The sequence below is a fragment of the Dehalococcoidales bacterium genome (assembly GCA_028716225.1).
GTDB lineage: Bacteria > Chloroflexota > Dehalococcoidia > Dehalococcoidales > UBA5760 > UBA5760.
In genome coordinates, this window is the sequence record JAQUQE010000024.1 from 1 (window position 1) to 20,481 (window position 20,481).

Sequence of the window (20,481 nt, forward strand, 5' to 3'; positions counted from 1 at the left end):
TGTCCGCTGATCTTGGCTACGCCATATGCCCCTGTAGCCTTGCTGGTGGCAATTATCTTGTCGTCTTTGAGCAAAGAAACCGTCAGGCTGCCGCTGGCATCCGTATCCTTCTGAATGATCACCGAAACGGCTACCCCCTCGTAGTACATCTCCTGGGGAGCCCAACCATCCAGACTCTGCGATTCGGTACTACCATTGGCCTTCGTTACCAGGACCTGTCCGATGAACTGCATTCTTTCCGGCCCCGTGATTTCGACCTTGAACCACTTGTTGCTACAACCATTACAGCCAGGTAGAAGGAGTAGCAAGGCAACAACCAGGACGACACGTAACACCTTCATCATCCTCACCTCCCCAATCATTATATACCCAAAAAGAAGAAGAATGCGGGCAGCCGTTTGGCTGCCCGCGCAGGGAGGAGGGATGGGGAAGCTTCGTCCGAGGGAGGAACCCGAACGAAGAGTTTATCGGAGGGCTTCTCGAATGTTCTTGGTACTCGAGTAGCCGCCGATTGCCGTCAAACCATAGATAAGGCCCCAGATGACTGCGGTTATAACGTCAATCTCTCGCGATAGAAGAAACCAGCCGAGAGAGAACGCCAGTCCAAATCCTAGGGCCACCAGCGGAGAGAACTTGTGATTGAATCGGGGAATGTTCTTCACGACTTCTATCAACATGACAATGAAGGGGACTACAGCAACCCCAAATAGTTGATCGGGAATACCAGACATGCTTAACATACTCCTTTCTTATCCTCCGTTTACCAGTTTCAGTAGCCAGTCAGCCCCAACTCCCCCAAGAAGACCGGCAATCATGACCAGAAGAAGAGCGGCGAGCACCAGGGCCTTACTCAAATTGAGTGTGACGCGCCCATTCTCATTGACGGCAGAGAGTGAGGGCTTGAAATTACTGAACACCCGCCCCTCAAGTTTTGTCAGACGATGCTCAGTCGTAATCTGGAAGTCCTTGACCTCTTTGCTTAAGCCGTCCACCTTAGAGTGCAGACCATTGATGCCGTTCTCAATTCGTTCGAGTCGGTTGCCATCCATATTGGAACCCCCTGTCTTGGCTCAGGAAGGCTAAGATACCTTGGCAAGCGTGAAGGCTTTGATGTTGCAGGTAGCGTCCATGCGGCCCAATTGCGTGGCATAGAAGCTGATGGTGTTGGTCTGCCCGATAGTCAGGTAGTTTTTGATGTCTATGTCAAGTTGGTCCGAATTCCAGGGACCACCTAAAGCGGCGGTGCGGTCAATATCGTTGATCTTGATGCTTACATTACCCGGCAGGCTAAGTTCGTTAATCGTGGCAGTAATGCCATGGGTGTGGTTGCTGACGGTATGCGTGTGATCGCTGACCGTATGGCTGTGATCGCTGACCGTATGGCTGTGATCGCTGACGGTATGGCTGTGGTCCCATGTCCAACCAGTGGCGGTCGGGGCCTTTGAGTAAGTATGCGTGTGGCCCTCAGATGATAATGTCTCCCAATTGACCAGTGCGATGTTATGCATATGCTGGCCTCCATCGCTGGTCGTCTGGCCCCCGCCATCGGAGGTTGAGGTGCCGCCACCATCGGAGGTTGTCTGCCCCCCGCCCGAAGAGGTTGTCTGGCCCCCGCCGCTAGCCGTGACCGCGCTAAAGGCCCTGAACTTCGCCAGCCAGAAAGAGAGCTTGGCATAACCCATCTGTTTCACATCAGCAGGGATATAGACCCGGAGAATATAGGGAATTGTTGGACTGAAGTTATCACCGGTGCCTATATAAGGTAGATAGGCCGTCGAACCCTGCTGAAACGATGCCTCGATTGCAACCCGATCCGCAGTCTGTATTATCTTCTGAAAAACGTCGGGCCGGGCTTCGCCTACGTCAATCGTGAACCGGTTTGTCTCACAGTCCAGCCTGAACTCCACAATGCGTTTCTGGTCTCGGTTAACGCCTAGCTTGGGATAGCTGATGTAAACGATGTCCCCTACATCGAACGTAAGGTCTTGCCAGTCTATCACTTCAACCCGATAGGTAATCCGAGGGTTCTTTAGAATGGCAATCAGTTCGTTCTTCCGAGCCGTCAGAACGTCGTCATGCTCGATTTCCCGTTCCGTGATCGTCCCTTGACGCCTGCCGTAGGCAGTAATGCTTTCGGTATCTTCGACAGTCCCGTTTAGCTGCCAATAGCCTTCACCGTATCCCAGTAGAAGGAGGTCGTTGATAATCGAGTCATAGTCAATTTCATGTTCTAGCACATTGGAATTCAAACCGTGACGAAATTCTACTTCCAAGCCACTACCCTTGGCGCTGTAAGTGTTTAGACAGAGATCGTCGGGGTCCACTTCCCAATCTTGTCCTACCTGGGCAGCGTAAGTAGCGATACACCACAGAAGGCTTTCACCGTTAGCCCTAAATCCCGGGTTGACGGCAGAGGCAAGTGTATCTGCTGAAACCGTCGTACCCTGTAGGAAATCGCTGAACACGTCTGCCGTATCATTGTAATCTTCATATTCCCAGTATCTGTTGCGAGCCGCTCGGTAATAGCTCAATAGCCAGGCTATTCCCTTGCCCGTCCACTTTTCCCACTGGCCGTCTCGCTGCCGTTTTCCAAGAATACCAGCGAAGATCGGCGTGGAAGAACTCTTCTTGAAGAACTTGACGATATTCCCGCCTACGAGGTGATCACTCTTGGAATCGCTATGCGGAATCTGAAACGAGAACTCGCCAGTGCCGTTAAGTTTCTTGGTGAAATTCTTCTCGGTGGCTTGTTCGAGCCGCGCCAGAAGCTTGTTGTCGGTGTCATAGACTTGGATGTAATACCCAACCGGCTTGGGCCGGCGCACCGCATGGCGTGGAGGCATCGGGGGACCATTGATATGGAGGGGGCGTTCGCTTGTGGCATCCTCGTGTGCCCTGGCCTTCGCAACGCGCTCGACTAGCGCATCCTCGTGTGCCCTGGCCCTGGCAGCGCGTTCTGCCGTGGCTTCCTTGTGTGCCCTGGCCTTCGCAATACGCTCGACTAGCGCGTCCTCGTGCCCTCTTGCGGTAATGTCGCGCTCAACCGAAAGGCTCTCGTGCGCTCTAATATGTATCTCGCGTTCGTGGATTTCATCAAGCGGGCCCTTTAGACGAAACTCACGCTCAACAACAACAATTTGGGCGCGGCGAATGCCGTTCCAAGTTACCGCATTCCATTGAGCGCGATTACCGTACATACTCCCCCCTCCTCTCTAGGGTTCAGTCACGCCATGGTGTAATCTCGAGCCGGGATTCCCCATCAGATACCCAGAGCATATGCCTGAAGCCGCCGTGCAGATAGCCGAGGCCATGCTCTACCTTTCGATTGCCGCGCACGGGGAACAAGGCTTCACTGACCCGAGTGGGAACAAAGTATCGCTCCATATGAGCAGGCGCCTGGTGGGTTCGCCCGAAAGCGATCAGCCTAGTCCCGATGATCTTCAGGCCGTTTTCGTGAAGATACCCCTGCAATTGTCCCCACGGTCGGGGATGATCATCGTTACAGCCTGCATACTCCTGTCCATTACTCAGCAGACAAACCCAATGAGGTCTAGACATATTCATACTGCCACATCAGCCTGCCGGTCTTGATCCCGTTAGCAGTAGGTGTTAGCGACACCGAAGCATAAATCGTATGTGACGTTGCCGCCGCGGAATCCCCGAATTCAAGCGCATTCCCAAAGCCCCCACAATCCTGCCAGGTCGTATCCCCATATTTGATCCCCTTGCAGTTCACGCCCGAAGGCGGATTCGCCGGCGTGCTACCATCATCAAGGTAAAGCTTGCGCTCGTTGCATTCGAAGGCAATCCCATCGGATACGGTGATCTTGAACGTACTCTGTGCCTGCGTCGGCGAGTTGCCGGCCAGCGCCGTTGACGAGCCACCAGCGTTTACGTCCTTCGTCGCCCAGTGCGTGCTATCCACATAGGCCACATTGGGCAACAGGCCGCCGTCATCCGTTACGCCGTCCGAAGAGGTCTTGGTCTGGCTGTTGTACTCCCCGACTTTGATTGAACGGCCAAAGGTCGGCGTAGTGCCGAAATATCCCGAGAAGACAATGACATCATTAGCAGCAACAGTAGTTACATCATTGCCGCCCTTGATAGTGGTGGTGGGAGGCATACTGAATCACCCTTTTCCCTAATACCAGCGATCCCGGAAGCTAACTCGGATTGTGGGCGTACCGCTGGTATGATCGTAAAACAGGTCTCTGTGGGTAGCAGGGAAACTGGGGAAGTCTTCGCCGACAGTCGTGATTGCGCTCAATACGGAAGCACCGTTGAGCTTCACAGTCCTCCTGTCGCAATCAATGACTAAGGTTTCATCTCCGGCTATGGTCCCCGTATAAAGCAGGGAGGCATAATCATCGTCATAGTCGCCAGGCAGGCCCTCGAAGACCTCCTGAATCTCTGCCGGCGTCAGAGGCTGGCTATAACAACGAAAATCACAAACCTGCCCATCTGGAATAACAACCATGCTGCTATCGAGGTTCGGCGGCGTGTAGGCGGAGACTTCCTTGCGGAGAACGCCGTTGACGTATAGCTTTCGTTCTGGAATATTGGCATCCCAGGTGAGCGCGATGTGATACCAGGTTTCGTTCGCAAGGGCGTCTTCCCACTCTAGTTCTTCGGATTCATTGTAGAAGGACAGCTTGCGCCCTGCGGACAGTTTCAGAATGAAATCGGAAGCTAAAGCCAAAAGGCTTCGTGCTGTGGAGTTGTCGTTGTGTCGCCAGTTGAAACAGATTGTGCCCCTGTAGGCTTCAATGTTACCTGCCGTGGCCAGAGAGAGGGTTTCAGAACCAGTAGCGACAACGGCTCCTTGAGCATCACCCCAGCGGCCCTGGGCATAAGCCGCTGTGCCACTGTGTAACCATTCCTGGCTTCTGCTGGCCGCCAGATCACCCTCGAATTTGCTCTGCAACAGTGAATCCGCAGTAACGATTTTCGGGTTTGTGACCGACCCAGTTATTTTGATAAGCGGATAGACCGGTGCGTTACCGTTGACCCCTGTGGCGATCCTGCACCAGCCTGTGGGTTGCACAACGTTGATCGTCTCTGCATCCGCTTCACGAAACGGATGTGGGCACAAGAGGTACGCCGAGAACGGCGCACCGTAGGGGTCATCGGGTTGTTCGGGAATGATGAAGGATTTGCATTCTGCCCAATAATGTGTACCGGTATCCGTGACCAGCCTTTGGAGACCTTTTCGCCCGAAACAAGTCTTCAGGGTGTCCCGTGCGGTCTCGAAGGCGGCACGGTCTATGCCGTGAATTACGCCTTGAATGCGAAACGTCTTGGCCGCCACATCTGAATCATCCAGCACAACAGCACCGTGACGCCCCCGAATGTCAGCATGGTACAGACGCTTCTCATATGGTTCCTCAAAAAGGAGGGCATCGTAGGTAACACCGTCAAAGGTGATAGCACCGAAACGTATCATACTCTTGTCACCGCCACTCTGCCCAAAGAACGCGATTCGATGATGCGGAAGGAATCCTCCCACATACGATCCGTGTCGTAACCATCCGAGAGCTGGGCCTGCATCGTGAAATAGTTATTCACCGTGCTTGCGCTAGACGCCGGCGAGGAAACAGGAATACCCATTCGTTTGAACCAGTCTGCAATGTAGGCGGGCAGGGTCAGTTCGCCGGCATGGTGGTACTCGAGTTGGTCCGCAGATGTCCAGCCGCCCACGGCGCGGCCCGGAGGTGATATATCCCCTGGCAAGGTCCCTTGTTGGGTATAGAAGTCGCTCCAAACGCCGGAACCAACTTCCATGGCCGCACGCCTGGCTTCTATGTCGCGCTTCAGTTGTTCGGCCTGGGCCTGTTGGGCTTCTAGTTCACCCAGCAGCCTCTTCTGCTCGCTGACTGCACTACGCAATTCCTGGGCGGCGTTAGTCGCGCTTGCTGCGTGCTGGCGAAGACGGGCCACTTCCTCCGCCGCCGCCCTTTGCACCAAGCCGATCTGCGCGGCAATCGCCTGCAGGCTCGGGAATTCATCTTCCATGCCCATGATCATCATGTCAACGAAACTCTTGCCCTGCGAACGCCAGTCCTTTTCGTATGTGTTCAGAAGTTCAAGAATCTCTTCCTGCTTATCTCCGGTCATCAGAGCCATGGCTTCGTTGAACACATTATAATCGGACATCAGGCGGTCGTACTTGGCCTGAATTACATCGAGTTCCTCTTGGTTCCATGTCTCCAGGCGGGCCATTTCATCGGTGTGGGCCTGCTCGGCGGCGTTCCAGCGTTCAAGAAGGGCCTGCTGTTGCTGGCGAATCGAGGCGGCGAAAGCCTCCTGTTCCGCCGTCAGGTTGCCCTCGAAATAGACATCCCGGCCATCGGCCAAGTCGTTCAGGTAGTTCTGATAATCCGAGAGGGAATCCTGAAATTGTCGCTGCCGCTGTATCCGCTCTTCTTCAGCCTGGTCGCGGATTTGCTGGATTTCTTCTTCGAGTTCCTTGCGCTGTGCCTCAATCTCTTTCTTGGCTTGATCGCGGTGCTCTTCAAAGGCAATTCGAGCAAGCTCTTCGTCAATCTCCGCAAGACGAGGCCGATATGTGGTGTGCAGCCGTTCCTCTTCCAGTAACGCCCGGCGGCGTTCTCGGTCGGCAGCCCTACGCTGGGCGTCTTCTTCATTTATGGCATCGTCAAGCGCGTCTATCTCTGCCCGTTTAGCTTCAATAAGTGCATCCAGGTCGCGCCTGTATTCGCGTTCCTTGTCTTCATTGGCCCTGCGAAGTGCTGTGATCTCCTTCGAGATGGCCCTGTCAAGTTCGCGCAGGCCCTCTTCGTGGGCTTCCCGGGCCGCATCCAGGCGTCTATTGGCGGCTTCTACTTCCTGCTCGTAAAGAGCCTCTTGGCCCTGTTTCTCTACCTCTAATTGCTCGGCATATCGCTTGCGGATCGCGGACATCAGAGCAGCCCCGAAACGATTAGCCATCTCCAGGCGTATTTCATGCTGTTGACGTTCATACTCTTCCGCAACAGCGGTAAGCTCTTGGATTCTGGCATCAAGGAGGGAGATTTCTCCGCGAACCTGTTTTATTGTATCGCTAGTCTGACTGAGTTCCCCCTCCAGGGCAGCAACGGAACTCTTCCCTCTATCAAGCTGACTTATCAGAATACCGATACCGACAGCTACCGCCGCAACCACACCAAGGAGATTGCCGAGCATCGCCATCGTCAATCCGCCCGCAACTTTGACGGCTCCAAAGGCGATGACCAATTTGCCCAATGCGCCTGTAAGTAGAATGACTGCGCCACTTACGGCGAAGTATGCACCTGCTACAGCCGCAAGCGTAACCAAGACAATCGAAATGGCTGGGGGAAGACCGCTGAATGCCTGGATAACCGATTGGATGATCCCGTGAAGGTTGGTCAAGGCCGGGACCAAGACCGAAGCCACATCCAGACTCAAGCCAAACATGGCCTTTCGGGTGGCGATCCCCGCCTTCTCAGCGTCGCGGAAACGCTGTACTTGGTCGGGAGTCAAGACCAGGCCGAATGCTTCTGCCTGAGCCATGTACGCTTCGACCAAATCCTGGTTTGCCTTGATGAAGGGCAGAATCTCCATCGCTCCGCGTCCAGCCATGCCGCCCATCAAACTGACGGCGGCGGCTGTGCCCTCTGCCGTATCGCCAAGGTCTCCCAAGATGCCCATCGTCTCAAGCCAGAGTTCGCCTATCGGACGGAGCGTACCGTCCTGCTGTCTAAGTTCAATGCCGAGCCGTTCAAATTGCTCTGCGGCCTGCCCCGTACCCCGCTGTGCCTGGTTGATCGTCCGCGAGAAATAGCGGAAGGACATCTCCAACTTCTGAAGATTGGCGTGTTCCATCTCGGCGGCATAGCCGAGCTTCGCCAATTCGTCAACCGCTACGCCTGTACGCTTTGAAGTAGCGTCCAACTGCGAAGCATATTGAATGGCTGATTTCGTCATCAGCCCCAAAGCACCAGAAATGGCCGCCCCCATGACGGCCATTTGCTTCCCAAGAGAGGTTAGGGTTGTACTGATCTGCTTGAGGTCCTTTTCGGCTTGTTTCCATTCTGTGGTGTCGGCTTTACCCCGAATAAGAATCTCAAGCAGGTGGCGAAAGTTCATAGATTATCTCCTAACGCCGCCGCCACCTCTTGCCGCGCTTTCTCTCCATCGCATCGCGAAGATAGTTCTCATATCTGCTGCCGAGACGCATGATCTCTGCATCGAAAGCAAGGGCTTTCAGGGGCGGTAGGTCGGGCATCCAAAATGAAGGAGGGACGTGGTATGTCTGACTTAAGTACCAGAAGAGCTTGTAGTTTCTTGCGAAAAAGGGGCCGCATCGCCGTCGAATGACATGCCACTAAACGCGGTGATTTCCTTGATGACCTCGAAGTATGCCATCCCCAGGTGTCGGGGGGCTACTTCATCCTCCGCGAACTCCACGGTGGAGTCATCCACCAGTTTCGGATAAACCATGCCCTTCTGCGCAATGAAAAACATAAAGTCTTCCAGCGCCTCCGGGCTTTTCAGGAACATATCAGCCATTCCCTGAGGGTTGTCCTTGTTCTTCACCAGTTCGGGAACCGGCAGAAGTCCAGCCGCATACCCCAGGAACATATCAGGAGAAAGCCGGCGAATGGTTACGCCGACTTCCTGCCCGTCTTCCGCCTTCACGGTAATCGTCTTTTCAGTTGCCGTCCTCCATGCGCTTGCCTTCCTAACCCTCACTCTAAGCCCCCCTAGCTGACAAAATCAGGATAGGTATTCTCGATGACACACTGAATGGTATAGCCCGAACTCAGATCGTTGTCCGCAATGCCCTTCGCTTCAGCGACAATCGGCCCCAGGTCGCCCATCAGTGGTGCGAACGCCGCATATTTGAACGCTGGGACGCTCCACGTCATTGTGTACTTGTGCCCACAGGCAATCGCCGTTGCATGGGTGAACTTTACGACGAAGGGGCGCTGGGTTTGATTGAGGAACGCATTGAATTCTGTGTTGTCGTTCCAGAGCACGCTAAGATCTATCGTTACATCGCGCTTTTCGGTCCTGACAATTTTAGTGGCGTCTCGAGTTCCCGAAAGCGTGTGGCGTGGAGTTAGATGATTGTCAATTCCGATGGTGATGCCTTCAAGGTCAGTGTTGGCGGCTTGGTCGATGGTGATCACGGCATCCCAGGTTGTGTAGGAGGGGGTGATCCCAAAAGCTGGCGTGGTCCGCGCCGCCTGCGTCATGCCCTTCCCAACAACGTTCAGGGTGAGCTTGGGTATCTGTGTGCTTACAGAGAATTCAAGCTGCCCACTGGCCACCGCTATACCGCTATACTGCTGCGCGTAGGGTGTATCATCTGTGTCGTCACGCCAGACTTCTAGGGTGAAGGGCGGTACGTCACAAGCTGCAGACCACCGCGAAGTCGCGGGCTTGAACGTATGTTCGTAGTAGGCGTAGGCATCAATTTCGGTCTTGGGTACTGCAATCTCATCCGAGAGGTTGGAAGAGGTTAGGGCAGTGACTGAACCATAGATATTCTCTGTATAGTATGTAACTTCATTGACCGCAATCGTGGGAACCTCATTTTCCTCGTGTAATCCCGTTGTGGCAATCGCCGAGACGCTTGCGAAGTGCTGGCCGGTCGTCTTCGTACCATTAGTAGCAAAGACCAGCGTTTCGGTTATGTCGTTTCCGTACTCATCCTTGCCCGTGATGGTGATTTCACCATCACCCGTCGTGCCGCCGTCCACAATAAATTCAAGACGGCTGGCTACTGAGGGTTGTGTGGTCAGCGACATAGAAACCAGCGCTGGGGTGGCTGCAAGTAAGGCTGTCGGGCTTATTGTGACGTTCTCATCCTGTGCCGCGCCATGACGGTCAGTTCCCGTGACTGCAATCATACCGGTATTGTCCGTGCCTTCGGATACCGTAATCCGCAGCTTCGAGGCAATACCAGGCGTTGTAAACACCAGTGTATCGGTAGCCTCGGCACGTTCAGAAACGGTGCGCAGGGACTTCAGCGTAATGGTCGGCGGGGTTGCCTCATCGTGCAGGTCGGTTGTAACAACGCTGGTAATCGCACTGAATACCTTCGTTGTTACCTGCGTCCCATTGCCGGAAAAGGTCAGGGTTTCATCCGTATCTTCCCCCGCTGAATCTTTCCCGTTGATCTTTACCGTACCCGTTCCATCCGTGCCCCCCGACACGGTAACGATGACCCGGCTGGAAACCGGCGGGGCATATTCAACGGCCATTGTTGCTTCCGCTGAAGCCGAAAGCAAGGTAAACGTGTCAATGTTCTTCGTGCTCGGAGCCGCACCAAACAAACCCATCAAGAAATAGGCTGACTTGAGCGGGTCCATTTCGATAGCGAATGAACCAGAAACAGCGTTGACCCCTTCGCGGGCTTGGGGATGGTCCCAATCACCGCGAATCGTGTCTTGCACAAGTAAATCCTTTGTCTGGGCTATGGTCTCTCCCGGCAAGATAGGGATATAATGCTTGGCTGCTACGGCAGTTCCCCAGGAACTCTCGCGGGCGAACCCCACATGCCCCAGTGCTCCTTCGGGCATGATTACCGCCTCCCACTTCTACGCCGGGGTTTGACCGATGGCGGTTTGACCACGGCTACGGCTTCTTTTTCCTGCGGCTTGGTTACTTGAGGCCGATAGAAACCACAGGCTTCCCATGCGGCCACCTCATTCTTGGGCACATGAATCACATCACCACACCTGTAGAGTCCGCCCTTGATCTGGTGTGGCTCGGGCCTACCGAAAATAAGTCGAATCATCTTGTCGCTTGAACCTCCACGGCAAAGGTAATCAGGATCGCTTCGCAGGCAAGTTTCAGCGTCGCTTCAAGAAAGCGTCCTGTCGGGTCGTCATAGATGACATCCATGACATAGCTATTGACTATCCGGGCCTCGGCTAGGGAAAGACCGTCTAGCTTACGATGCGCCCACAAGCTCGCGGCGATTGCCTCTCCTTCGTCAACTGTCTCCTTGTACGCTTCTTCGTCTACCGCTATGGGGCGCAGGTAGAGAATCTCGAAATTGTAGGTCTGCCGGACATGCGTACTGGAAGAAGCTATCGTCTGCTCTACATTGGAAACTCTTTTCGGCATAATGAAGAGCGCGGGAATACTAGTGTCCAGCGGCGGTTCGGGGAGAGTAGAGAGTTGCCCAAAGGAACAAACAACGAGTTTATGGCTTGTTTTATGCTGGGAGTAAAGAAGGTCCCGTATCTTGTATCCGATGGCCCTAGCGTGATATTTCAAGTAGTGATCCTCCCCAGCAATGCCCGGAACTCCTGTTCAACCGCCTGCAATACTTTGAGCGCATTTCGCTCCGCTACGAGGCGCATGAAGGGCCTCCCCGCGCCCTTACCAGACCCAACCCACATGCCCGGAGGTCGATAGCCCCACCTGTCGCGGGTCTGCATAACCGCAAAACCATGCCTGATCGCCCAGCCCAATAACCGCGGGGATACGGCGAAGGGAACCCATTTTCTGAAGCCCTGGTGGTGGCTAAGAGCGTAGTAACCTGTACCACCCCGCGCATCCTGCGCAGCTATATCGTTGAATACCCTGCCGACAACCTCGGCAATACTGCCAACCCTGATTTCCTCTACAGAAGACTCTGTGGCATCGCGCATAGCACCGGTATCCACAAGACTCTGCCGCTCAATCTCTTCCCGAACCTCTTTCTTGAGCCGAACGGTCTCCAAGTGGAAGACGCGCAATAGGGCGGGAAGGGCTTCCTGATTGAGTTGGTTGACAGCCTTCTCAATCTCGGGGGATATAACCTCGATGTAGAAGACGTTCGCGGGAGTCCCGCTCTGCACACTCACTTACGTCTTTACCTTCTTGCACACGCATTTCAGGTATAGCTTCCGCCCCAGCATGTCTTCGGGCGGGACGATGACTGCATATTTATGCGTAGTACTGCCTATCTTCTGCTGGAACTGGTCGCCCTGCGTGATATCATCCCGGTAGTGCAGGTAGATGACATATGGCATCTCGCCTATATGCCCCAGCCAAGTGGTTCTATCCTTGAACCCCCCCGCTTGAATGAAACAGGGGACATCGGAGGCATTGAGTTTATATTTAGCCGATTTGGGTTGCAAGGTGTTTGTAACCATCTCGGAACTGGCCTTATAGTGGTCGGCGATATGAGGGAGGTTCATACGGCTCCAACCCTGTAGCGAATGTACGGGCCTAAGAGAAACTTCGCCTGGTCGGGAAGGTCTGTCGGTTCCCGCCACGCAGGTGACCGTTGCCAGGTGTAGTCGCCTATCCTTTCGGTGGTCAAATCGCCGGCGCGATCCCGATACCAGACGGCGATCAACTGCTTTGCCGCGGCCTTGACATCATGGGGGACACTTGCCGTATCCGCACAATACCCGACTTTGTAGGCTATCTCGATACTCTGTGGCGCAGAAGAAAACCGGGATAATGTCTGTGAATCGGTGCGCAGCTTGATTCGGCCCTCATCGGCGTAAAGAAGATAATCGGTCGGACTAAGCACCCGCGCCGTGCCCGTGTAGGGATTGTCCCTGAGTTGGGTAATGGACCGTATCGGATAATAGTCTGTGTAACACTCGTCGGTCCCTGTGCCGTCATGCTTCTCGGGGATCTCAATGGTGGCAACCTCATATTCGACAAAGTAGCAGCTACAAAACCGCTCGATAACGTCTGTGGCCGAATTCACCATAGCCGTGAGAAGAGCGTCGCGGCCCGTATCCTCGGAGTCTATTTCGAGATACTGCTTAATCTCAGTAAGCGAAACAAGTGCGCGGGTATCCGCTGCCATGGGTTATACCACCTTGGCCTATCTCTTGCGAGGTCGGCCCCTTTTCATTTGACGGTTCACAGGGGCTTCGACCATTTCCACTACCGGTTCGGGAGCGGTCTTTGTAGTTTCCTCACTCGGATCTTCAATGATTTCAAACCAGTAGGGATGCGTGTCCACTAAATGATGTGCGAGAACTTCAGGAAGCTCTTGCGGTTCTTGGCTGGGAAGGATTCGGCTGATTCCCGCCCAAGGTGCGCCACTCCAGGCGTGATTACATCTAACCTTGACGGTTTTCACTCGCTAACAGACTCCTTTGGTGCTGATTCGGGCACGGATTTCGATTCCTGATCCTCAATGTGCTGGACTATTTGCTCAATCTCAATCATCGCGCCCTGCATTTTGAGTAGTATCGCGGTTAGGCGATTGATCTGCTCCTGTGCGGCTCTGCATTCGCTTGCCAAAGCTGCCTTGCGTTCCTCCAGATATGTCTTCACTCTAATCCTCCTCCAAGGAAGGGGAGGCCCCAAGGCCCCCCCTGTACTGTTAGCCGTCGGCGTAGAGCTGGATGTGGTAGAGCGTGTCGTTGAACCTGACTTTGATCGTGCCCGCCTTGGTTTGGCCCGACTTGTCGCTGTTCGTGGTTAGACTGTGCGTTCCGAGGGCTTCGGTTCCGTAGATGAGCGAATCCCAGGCCACGTTACCTTCGTGATTGTGTGCGTAGATTACCGAAGGACCGTTGGTGACCGTCCCGTGCAAACTGTTGATTGCCCGCAGAACAGCGGCAGGACCCGCGATGGTCCCAGTGTAACCGCTATCAGACTGCAGCTTGCCTTCGTAAGCAACGAACGTCCCTGTCAAGTCGCCAGCCTCGCCCGTACCGCGTTTCCACGGACCTGCGAAGATGCCGTGGATGCTCGTGCCTGGAAACGTGTCGTTGATCCTCGGTTCAACCTCAAGCCCCACAAGGCCATGTGTAAGAGCAACGCCTGCCCCCGGCTTGATCTGCACACCGACAATGCTTGCATCCTCGGTGAAGGTTTGCGAGTTGAGCCGCACGTTCTTATCGCTATCCGTCGTCTTAAGCAAAAGATGGCTTTCTGCGGGGGCGGTTATGCTTGAAGCCGTTACAGGTCCATCGAAGCAGCCCGCCGTGGTGAATTGCGCCTGCAATTCATCCAGAATGGTCTGCAGGTCTTTTGATTCCCAACCCCTAGCGGTGGAAGTGAAATCGTTCGCCAAGGGTAATCACTCCTTTCAGAAAACAGGAAAGAGGGGGTTCCGAAGAACCCCCAGTTCTACACAGTGATGTTGTAAACCACGAAGCCGCCCGGCGAAATGCCGCTGGAGAGCCAGAGTCCCTGGAACCCAAGGGCACGGAAGCTGGCGATCTTCGTCTGGTCGTACTGAATCGGTTCGTCAGATACCTTGATTCGCAAGGCATCCCAGTCGCCACCGACAAAAACATCCTTGTGGACGCAGATGATCGTACCATCGGTGTTGTTTTCGTCGGAAGCGTTCATCGTGTCGTCGTCATCGAGCAAGGGGAGCTGGCCGCTTACAATGATCGGGATTCCATCCAGTTTGGCAAGCTCACCCGTAAGGATGACGGCCTTGGGACCGTATTTGTCAAGCGTCTGGACTTCTGAGATGCTGTCAAGCAGCTTGATGTAGGTCTCGACGTTGGTGATGTAAACAAGCCGATCCGGGCTTGCGCCCCACTTGCCCATCTTGCCGCGTCCACCGCGAAGCAGCGAGTTTTTCAACCCGCCGGACCCGTCAATGAACCTGGTGGCGTCACCATGGAAAGCATGACGGAGACCATCGCAAATGGACCATTTATACCCTGCTGAGGTCCCCCCACCGGCCGTGGTGATGTTGCTCGAGGTGGACATATCGCCATTGATCAGTGCGTATTCCTCGGCCTCCCGGTGCGCAATCACGATATTGCGCCTGAACGCCGGAAGCAAGGGGATGATTGAGCGCAGGTCCAACTCATGGCTAAACCGCGACAGCGTACCGAGGAAGTAGGCCGTAATCGACACATCGCCGGTCCCCAACTGGCTCGCCGTAGCCGAGGTCTGTTCGGTATCGGCGGTGTTCTCAGCTACCGCATAGACAGTCACGTCGCTGATTCTTGTCGGCCACTTGAAGGGGTTGGTGGGCATTTCAACAAACTCGAAGAGACCGCGAACCTTGGTTTCCAACCTGATCTCTTCCCGCAACTGACGACTCAAAGCGGTGTAGAACCATTCCTTACCGCCAGCCTGTTCAGCGGTATCCATCGCCCTCAAAACGCGCTTACCGGGGCCTTCAAACTGGGCAAGGGCCTGCCGCAGCGTCAGTGGCTCCATGATGTTCCGCATCCGACTCGAGTTGGTGATTACTGCAAGCATGGAGGCATCCAGTAATACGTTGTAGGCTTCAGCATCCTTGGCGATAGTCTCCGCGGGATCAGAGTCAACACCGGTCGGGAACTCCACGGGCTTTGCGTTTCGATCCTTCTCGGCAGCGTTGAATTCATCAATGATTTCTTTTGCGATCTGCTTGGCGACGGCGACATCGGAACCGTCTTCTGAATTCGCTTTTTCCCTGTACGTTTTTAGCGCAAGAATCGCGTCTTCGGCCTTGTCGAACCCCAGGCCTTTTAGCTGGTCTTCAATCGCTTTACTCATCGTTACCGTTCTCCTTTCGGGACTTCCGCAGCAATGTAAGCGTGGCAATGGCAGTAGCGAGGTACAGCATCTTGGGTTTGATGCGTGATTTGTCGGGAGCTGCGGGTATGTTGAAGGCCGCCCCGTTTGGAGCGGCCTTGTCATCTTCCTGCGCCACCGGCGGTGGCGTTGGACCTCGTAACATCGTGTCAAAGTCAGGCGCGGGGACTTGAGTTCCTTTCAACAGGGCAGTTGCATCCCCGCTGGTATGTTTCAAGGACGGGGTAGCATCCCCATTGCCCACAACGGTCTTGGTAGCAGGAATAACGATCTCCGGGAGATCGGGGAAATATTGAGCTACCTGCTTCAATTCCAGCCCTTTGTGCATTGCCAAGGCCAGGGCATTCGGGTTTGCCGGGATGGGGACAGCCGAAATCTCCAGCAGTTCCTGCTCAAGAAACCGTGTGCCTACATAATGGGCATCCGAACCCTCGCCCTCGTACATTCGCTCCCACTTCTTCGGTAGGAAGCCCACCGAAAATGCGCGAAGATAGCCGTCGCGGTAAAGCCGCCAGACCTCCTCGGCAAAGTCATGTTCGGCGAATTGAACCCTTGCATAGAGCTTGTCGGCTTCAATCCAAATATCCAGGGCTTTCCCTACCGGTAAAGGAACCGAACCTCCACCGAAGAGGCCGCCACTTGTCTGATGCGCCCAAGGAATGACTGGATTCTTCTTGAATTCTTCTAGTTTCCAGCCTGCGGCCTTTACGACATCACCGTAACGGTCCTTGGTTTCATCACTTACGATGGCAACAACAGTGCGGCTGGCAAGGTCAATGCCGTCCTTGGCGCGGACCTGGGCGATTTTCTGCTGGGGTTTGTCAAAGTCGCGCTTTTCGGGATCGGGGGATGCCTCTTCTTTCCCCTCCCATTGCGTTTGGCAAACCGCATAACGCTGGTCCTCGTCGGGGTACTCCTCCTGCATAGTTTCATTGGACATACAGCGCTCCATGAACTCATCATGGGTTTCGTTCTCGTTCGGGGTGGGTAGCGGCATTATTCTTCAACCTCCACGGCGATGTACTCACAACGGCAATTGACAACCTCGTCGGCTGGTCCATCTGGATCATGCGGATAGCGGAGGCCGTTGGAGAACCGCTCACCAAGTTTTGCAACCTCGCCATCAACTGTGCGGTGCGAATCACGGACTTTTTCATCACGCATCGAAACCCACATAATGCTGCCAACCCCGTAGGTCAGATAGGCTTCATATTGGGCCATATGAATTGCAGTCTGTGCTTCTGTCCAGGCAAGACGATCGGTGCGGTAACTTTTCGCCTGCCGGAAGATATGCGCTACGCGGTCGGAGAGTTGGGCCTTGGCTTCGCCAGCGTGGATTCCTTCGAGTAATGATTGCACCAAGGCTTCCCGCGTCTGGCGCATAAGATCGAAACAAAGAAGTGCAAAACGTTCCTGCAACGCAGTCTCAAGGGCGGCGTTCAGATGGAACAATTCGCCCGGGGCCACCTCGTCCACCGCTTCCTGACCGGCACGAATAGCGATGTTCGTCAGAATCAGGATGGTGGCGGCGAATAGGGCAGAGGCATATTTGAGTTCTTCGGGGATTATCTCTTCAAGATCGCCTTCGCGGAGTTCGTCTTTCTCCCGAATCTTCCGGGCGACCTCGTTTTCCTGGTCTTGAAACCACCGTTTTATTGCCGCCGCAAGCTTACGCTGATAGCGTTCGGCCTTCTCGATATACTCGCGCCAGACGACATCCCGGTCTATGCTTTCCGGGCTCTTCTTGGCAATCGGAGAATCCGGTGCGCTGCCGACTACGGCAGAAGCGAGACCTTCCTCGCTCTCACTGCCCTCCTCGCTCTCACTGCCTTCCGGCCTGCCGCCTTCGTCTTCGGGAGGGCGCTCGTTCTGCGGCCCGCCGCCAATAGTTGTAAAAGCGTTGAATGGTGTATCGCCCCAAGATACGGGTTCCATGCCATGCCGTTCACGCCACTCGTTGATTGTGATAAGGCCATCTGTGAGTTGGAGATGGACAGTCTGCGCGACCTTGAGGTCGCTTTCACGGGTAACACGCTCGAATTCAAGTTCAAGGGTCTCATCCCAGAGGTGTACAAGCCGATACGTAAGGACCTCGGCGATAAGGGCAAGCCGCGGGTCAATGCAGTGTTCCCTTGCCGCTTCATCATGCTTCGGATCATACTGCTGGCTTGCGGAGTTCATCAGCAGAGGAATCATCTGCGGCGGGATATGAAAAGCGTTGCAGATGGTGTCATGCGCCCACTGAAGAACACTCATAAACTCCATGTCCTTCTGCGTGGAACCAAAGGGCCTGGGTTTCAGGCCGGCTTCGCCGATTAGCCAGCGATGCGCCTTGTCTACGCCCGAGTACATGCGGGCAAGGTCTTTCTTAAGCCGGCGAATGGCATTCGGCGCAAGGCTTTGATCCGTTTCCAGAATTACAGGTGGAATGCCGCCCTGTTTGAAATAGTTTTTGTTGTATCTGACCGCATAGTTGTCAAGGTCTATGGCCTCTTGGGCTCCCTCTATAGACCCCAGACCATACCAATAGGACTGCGGGTTGGCGTAGTTGATGGGGATAATCTGCCAGGGAGGGTATTCCTTTTCCCCGCCGTTGACCTTGTAGATATATTTCCTAACATATTTCACGGGGTCGGGCACGATTTCTACAAGATCGGGTTGGAGGACCCACAACTGTGTCGGCTTGCCGTCGACGAACTCATCCAACAGAATGTAAGCGTTACCAGTTGATTCAAGGCCGACCATCATCTTCTCAAAGAACTGCATCCGGCTGCGCTGTGGATTCGGTCGTTGTAGGAGGTCTAGTACGGGATGTGTGTAAACTTCAATCCGACGCCATTTCTTTGTCGTCCTACTCACTCTGTAGAGGTGCATTGGGGTTTTGGCGCACGTCCGCTGGATATAAGCGATGCACGAATAAGCGGTTGCGTTTATCGCATATCGGATGAACGAGCCGTAATCGTCCGGCTGGACCATCCCGAATTCGAGCGTTGCCTCGTCAATGTGGGGACCAAGAAAGGTGGGGGCTTTTTCAACCCACTTACGCAGTTCTGTAGTTGCTATCTCTTTGGCGGTAGGAGGCACAGTCAATCCCCCAGCTAAATCACCCAAAGCCGAGGTTCGTGATTCGGCTTGCGGCGAATCATCGTAATAAGCATGGCCAATGCGGTAGCGCGGTCGGATTTGCCGTGCTTGGGATGGTCGAATCTTATGCCGGACATCGTTTCCTTGGTGATAAGCGTCATAAGCTCGGTTTCCATAGCCTTGCATTCAGGATCGTTCAAGGGCCACTTTATCTGACCGTTGTGTATCGTCTGATACAGGTTGGTTGCTAGTTCGGTGTTGATGGCCTGCGTAATGTGCAGTTCCTCGATATGAATCCCAGACCGCGAGGCGCGTTCCATCAGCGAAGCAGTCTGGTGTTGGTCCACAACATACTGCACGGGATGGAAAACGTTGTGCGCAAACAAGACTTCGCGCTCAATATCGCTCATCTGGATCGGCTTCTTGGGTTGCGGTATAAGGGTCTTGATGTAGTCCAGATAAATCAGCGAGGTCTCGGGATCGCGGTGTCCTATAACAATACAGGTGTTGTCATTCTTCAAGCCCACATCACAGCACCAGACGTGTCGAACGCCGGGCAGGGCAGTGGTCCTTAGTTGCAGGTCTTTATCCTGACAGCGAGCGATGTCTTCAGGACCAATAAGCGATGTGGCATCCGACACCCATCTGTTCAAATGCCATCTGGCGAACTCCATAGGGGTCATTACCTGGCGTTCGCGCTCTAGGTACACAGGGTCTTTCGCGCTCGGCAGAAGGTTCTCGAAGCTCCACCACATATAGAAGCGGGGGTCCGATTTCAACCCCTTGATGATAATCTCGTCAACCACCGAGTCATCGAAATCGGTGCCGTACTGCTCTTGCACGGCTTTCTGATATATCTCACGAAGAATCGAGTTCAAGACACCAGCGGTTGACGTGATCATGAGTTGGGCATCGGGAATCTTGCCCATCGAGGTCTGGATAGCCACATACAACTCGCGTTCGCGCTGCCCGTGCATCTCGTCAAAATGGACGAAAAAGGGCCGCATTCCGTGAGCCGTAATGTCTTCCGCGGAGATACAGCAGTACGTTGCTTCGGTGGGAAGCACACGAATGTCGTCGCCTTTGCGACTGATCTTCACGAACTTCATAAGCTCGGGGTTCCGTTGCAGCGGAGCTGCGACATCCCTCCAAGCCCTGGTTGCCTGGTCCTTGGAGTTCGCGCTGGCGAATAACTCAGCGTTTCGTGGAGCGGTAAGGAGTTTGTGAAGCGCGATCGCCGCTCCGATTCGCGTTTTCCCATTCCCCTTCGGCAGCCCTAAGACGACGATCTGGTAGCGCAGGCGATTATCCACTCGGGAGTACAGGGGATTTAGTATCTTCTCAATCTGCCAGGGGAAGAGCTTGATCGGCTTCAGGGTTTCAGATTCGATGTAATACCGCTGGATGAATTCCAGGGGCCTAGGCCGGTAGTAATCCGCCCAGGCTTCATAGTCCACATAGCGTTGTCGTGTCATGGGTGATCAACCGGGATGGACAATATCCCGTCCGGTGTTGCAGATTTGATCCGCGCCCGGGCTACGGGGGTGAGTCCTAGCTTGTCGCAGGTATCTTCATAGTCCCGCATCAGGGCTCGGAGGTCTTTGAAAAGCGGCTGGGCCTTCACTGTGGGCGATTGCCCCTTCTTCCCGGGTTCGTAGATGAAATAGTCAACCTTGCCGAAGTAGATATGTGCGCGGGAGATCAACACGGCAAGATTCGCTAGATGCTGGATTAGCAGTTCATCGCCCTTCACATAGTTGGGGATGAACTCGGGAACCTGTTTGGTGATGGAATCGTACACTTGCTGGAGTAAGACGCAGGAACCGTCGGCGCGATACTCGGGACATTTCGGGCCGGCAATGCAGTTCTTACAGGCCATGAACGCGGGGACGGGAAGCGTGATTTCGTCTTTCTTTTTTA

At 54.4% G+C, this 20,481-nt stretch carries 22 protein-coding genes; all 22 read right to left on the bottom strand.

All coding sequences use genetic code 11. The features are described 5' to 3' along the window. Positions 1-344: hypothetical protein (locus PHI12_10375; GenBank protein MDD5511200.1), on the bottom strand; the 344-nt coding region annotated here is incomplete at its 3' end. Between the two features lie 120 nt (positions 345-464). Beyond that, on the bottom strand, positions 465-740 hold the full coding sequence (locus PHI12_10380) for a hypothetical protein (protein MDD5511201.1): 276 nt from the start codon (positions 738-740) through the stop codon (positions 465-467). A gap of 9 nt (positions 741-749) precedes the next feature. Next, on the bottom strand, positions 750-1,049 hold the full coding sequence (locus tag PHI12_10385) for a hypothetical protein (protein ID MDD5511202.1): 300 nt from the start codon (positions 1,047-1,049) through the stop codon (positions 750-752). Between the two features lie 30 nt (positions 1,050-1,079). Then, positions 1,080-3,197, bottom strand: a complete 2,118-nt coding sequence (locus PHI12_10390) for a phage tail protein (protein MDD5511203.1) — start codon at positions 3,195-3,197, stop codon at positions 1,080-1,082. A gap of 22 nt (positions 3,198-3,219) precedes the next feature. Beyond that, on the bottom strand, positions 3,220-3,558 hold the full coding sequence (locus PHI12_10395) for a hypothetical protein (GenBank protein MDD5511204.1): 339 nt from the start codon (positions 3,556-3,558) through the stop codon (positions 3,220-3,222). Then, a complete protein-coding gene (locus PHI12_10400; GenBank protein MDD5511205.1) occupies positions 3,551-4,123 on the bottom strand; it encodes a hypothetical protein in 573 nt (190 codons plus the stop codon). The genes PHI12_10395 and PHI12_10400 overlap by 8 nt, the downstream gene beginning before the upstream one ends. Positions 4,124-4,141: 18 nt before the next feature. Then, positions 4,142-5,443 (bottom strand): LamG domain-containing protein, encoded by a 1,302-nt coding sequence (locus PHI12_10405; GenBank protein ID MDD5511206.1) that lies wholly within the window; start codon positions 5,441-5,443, stop codon positions 4,142-4,144. Further along, the gene (locus tag PHI12_10410) at positions 5,440-8,106 is read right to left on the bottom strand and encodes a hypothetical protein (GenBank protein MDD5511207.1); all 2,667 of its coding nucleotides are present in this window, start codon (positions 8,104-8,106) and stop codon (positions 5,440-5,442) included. Before PHI12_10410 ends, PHI12_10405 begins: the two co-directional genes overlap by 4 nt. A gap of 171 nt (positions 8,107-8,277) precedes the next feature. Further along, on the bottom strand, positions 8,278-8,712 hold the full coding sequence (locus PHI12_10415) for a hypothetical protein (protein MDD5511208.1): 435 nt from the start codon (positions 8,710-8,712) through the stop codon (positions 8,278-8,280). An 11-nt stretch (positions 8,713-8,723) separates the two neighbouring features. Next, positions 8,724-10,547: a phage tail tube protein gene (locus tag PHI12_10420; protein ID MDD5511209.1), complete on the bottom strand. Its 1,824-nt coding sequence runs from the start codon at positions 10,545-10,547 to the stop codon at positions 8,724-8,726. A 2-nt stretch (positions 10,548-10,549) separates the two neighbouring features. Continuing rightward, on the bottom strand, positions 10,550-10,765 hold the full coding sequence (locus PHI12_10425) for a hypothetical protein (protein MDD5511210.1): 216 nt from the start codon (positions 10,763-10,765) through the stop codon (positions 10,550-10,552). Beyond that, positions 10,762-11,250: a hypothetical protein gene (locus tag PHI12_10430; GenBank protein ID MDD5511211.1), complete on the bottom strand. Its 489-nt coding sequence runs from the start codon at positions 11,248-11,250 to the stop codon at positions 10,762-10,764. The genes PHI12_10425 and PHI12_10430 overlap by 4 nt, the downstream gene beginning before the upstream one ends. Continuing rightward, positions 11,247-11,822 (bottom strand): hypothetical protein, encoded by a 576-nt coding sequence (locus tag PHI12_10435; GenBank protein MDD5511212.1) that lies wholly within the window; start codon positions 11,820-11,822, stop codon positions 11,247-11,249. The genes PHI12_10430 and PHI12_10435 overlap by 4 nt, the downstream gene beginning before the upstream one ends. Beyond that, positions 11,823-12,158 carry a hypothetical protein gene (locus PHI12_10440; protein MDD5511213.1) on the bottom strand — a complete coding sequence of 112 codons (336 nt, stop codon included), beginning with the start codon at positions 12,156-12,158 and terminating at the stop codon, positions 11,823-11,825. Next, positions 12,155-12,784, bottom strand: coding sequence for a hypothetical protein (locus tag PHI12_10445; GenBank protein MDD5511214.1), 630 nt, complete (start codon positions 12,782-12,784; stop codon positions 12,155-12,157). The genes PHI12_10440 and PHI12_10445 overlap by 4 nt, the downstream gene beginning before the upstream one ends. Before the next feature lie 275 nt (positions 12,785-13,059). Continuing rightward, a complete protein-coding gene (locus PHI12_10450) occupies positions 13,060-13,260 on the bottom strand; it encodes a hypothetical protein (GenBank protein MDD5511215.1) in 201 nt (66 codons plus the stop codon). A gap of 49 nt (positions 13,261-13,309) precedes the next feature. Further along, positions 13,310-14,005 carry a hypothetical protein gene (locus PHI12_10455; GenBank protein ID MDD5511216.1) on the bottom strand — a complete coding sequence of 232 codons (696 nt, stop codon included), beginning with the start codon at positions 14,003-14,005 and terminating at the stop codon, positions 13,310-13,312. A 56-nt stretch (positions 14,006-14,061) separates the two neighbouring features. Further along, positions 14,062-15,486 carry a phage major capsid protein gene (locus PHI12_10460; protein ID MDD5511217.1) on the bottom strand — a complete coding sequence of 475 codons (1,425 nt, stop codon included), beginning with the start codon at positions 15,484-15,486 and terminating at the stop codon, positions 14,062-14,064. Next, a complete protein-coding gene (locus PHI12_10465) occupies positions 15,431-16,474 on the bottom strand; it encodes an HK97 family phage prohead protease (protein MDD5511218.1) in 1,044 nt (347 codons plus the stop codon). Before PHI12_10465 ends, PHI12_10460 begins: the two co-directional genes overlap by 56 nt. Then, entirely contained in the window at positions 16,474-18,453 is a 1,980-nt protein-coding gene (locus tag PHI12_10470; protein ID MDD5511219.1) for a phage portal protein, read from the bottom strand. Before PHI12_10470 ends, PHI12_10465 begins: the two co-directional genes overlap by 1 nt. A gap of 122 nt (positions 18,454-18,575) precedes the next feature. Continuing rightward, positions 18,576-20,036: a terminase large subunit gene (locus PHI12_10475; GenBank protein ID MDD5511220.1), complete on the bottom strand. Its 1,461-nt coding sequence runs from the start codon at positions 20,034-20,036 to the stop codon at positions 18,576-18,578. Continuing rightward, positions 20,033-20,481: hypothetical protein (locus tag PHI12_10480; protein MDD5511221.1), on the bottom strand; the 449-nt coding region annotated here is incomplete at its 5' end. The genes PHI12_10475 and PHI12_10480, both read right to left, overlap by 4 nt.

Bases quoted from the DNA above. Each gene is read 5' to 3' on its own strand.
- PHI12_10380 (MDD5511201.1), bottom strand. From the start codon at position 740: ATGTTAAGCATGTCTGGTATTCCCGATCAACTATTTGGGGTTGCTGTA.
- PHI12_10385 (MDD5511202.1), bottom strand. From the start codon at position 1,049: ATGGATGGCAACCGACTCGAACGAATTGAGAACGGCATCAATGGTCTG.
- PHI12_10390 (MDD5511203.1), bottom strand. From the start codon at position 3,197: ATGTACGGTAATCGCGCTCAATGGAATGCGGTAACTTGGAACGGCATT.
- PHI12_10395 (MDD5511204.1), bottom strand. From the start codon at position 3,558: ATGTCTAGACCTCATTGGGTTTGTCTGCTGAGTAATGGACAGGAGTAT.
- PHI12_10400 (MDD5511205.1), bottom strand. From the start codon at position 4,123: ATGCCTCCCACCACCACTATCAAGGGCGGCAATGATGTAACTACTGTT.
- PHI12_10405 (MDD5511206.1), bottom strand. From the start codon at position 5,443: ATGATACGTTTCGGTGCTATCACCTTTGACGGTGTTACCTACGATGCC.
- PHI12_10410 (MDD5511207.1), bottom strand. From the start codon at position 8,106: ATGAACTTTCGCCACCTGCTTGAGATTCTTATTCGGGGTAAAGCCGAC.
- PHI12_10420 (MDD5511209.1), bottom strand. From the start codon at position 10,547: ATGCCCGAAGGAGCACTGGGGCATGTGGGGTTCGCCCGCGAGAGTTCC.
- PHI12_10425 (MDD5511210.1), bottom strand. From the start codon at position 10,765: ATGATTCGACTTATTTTCGGTAGGCCCGAGCCACACCAGATCAAGGGC.
- PHI12_10440 (MDD5511213.1), bottom strand. From the start codon at position 12,158: ATGAACCTCCCTCATATCGCCGACCACTATAAGGCCAGTTCCGAGATG.
- PHI12_10445 (MDD5511214.1), bottom strand. From the start codon at position 12,784: ATGGCAGCGGATACCCGCGCACTTGTTTCGCTTACTGAGATTAAGCAG.
- PHI12_10465 (MDD5511218.1), bottom strand. From the start codon at position 16,474: ATGCCGCTACCCACCCCGAACGAGAACGAAACCCATGATGAGTTCATG.
- PHI12_10470 (MDD5511219.1), bottom strand. From the start codon at position 18,453: ATGGTCCAGCCGGACGATTACGGCTCGTTCATCCGATATGCGATAAAC.
- PHI12_10475 (MDD5511220.1), bottom strand. From the start codon at position 20,036: ATGACACGACAACGCTATGTGGACTATGAAGCCTGGGCGGATTACTAC.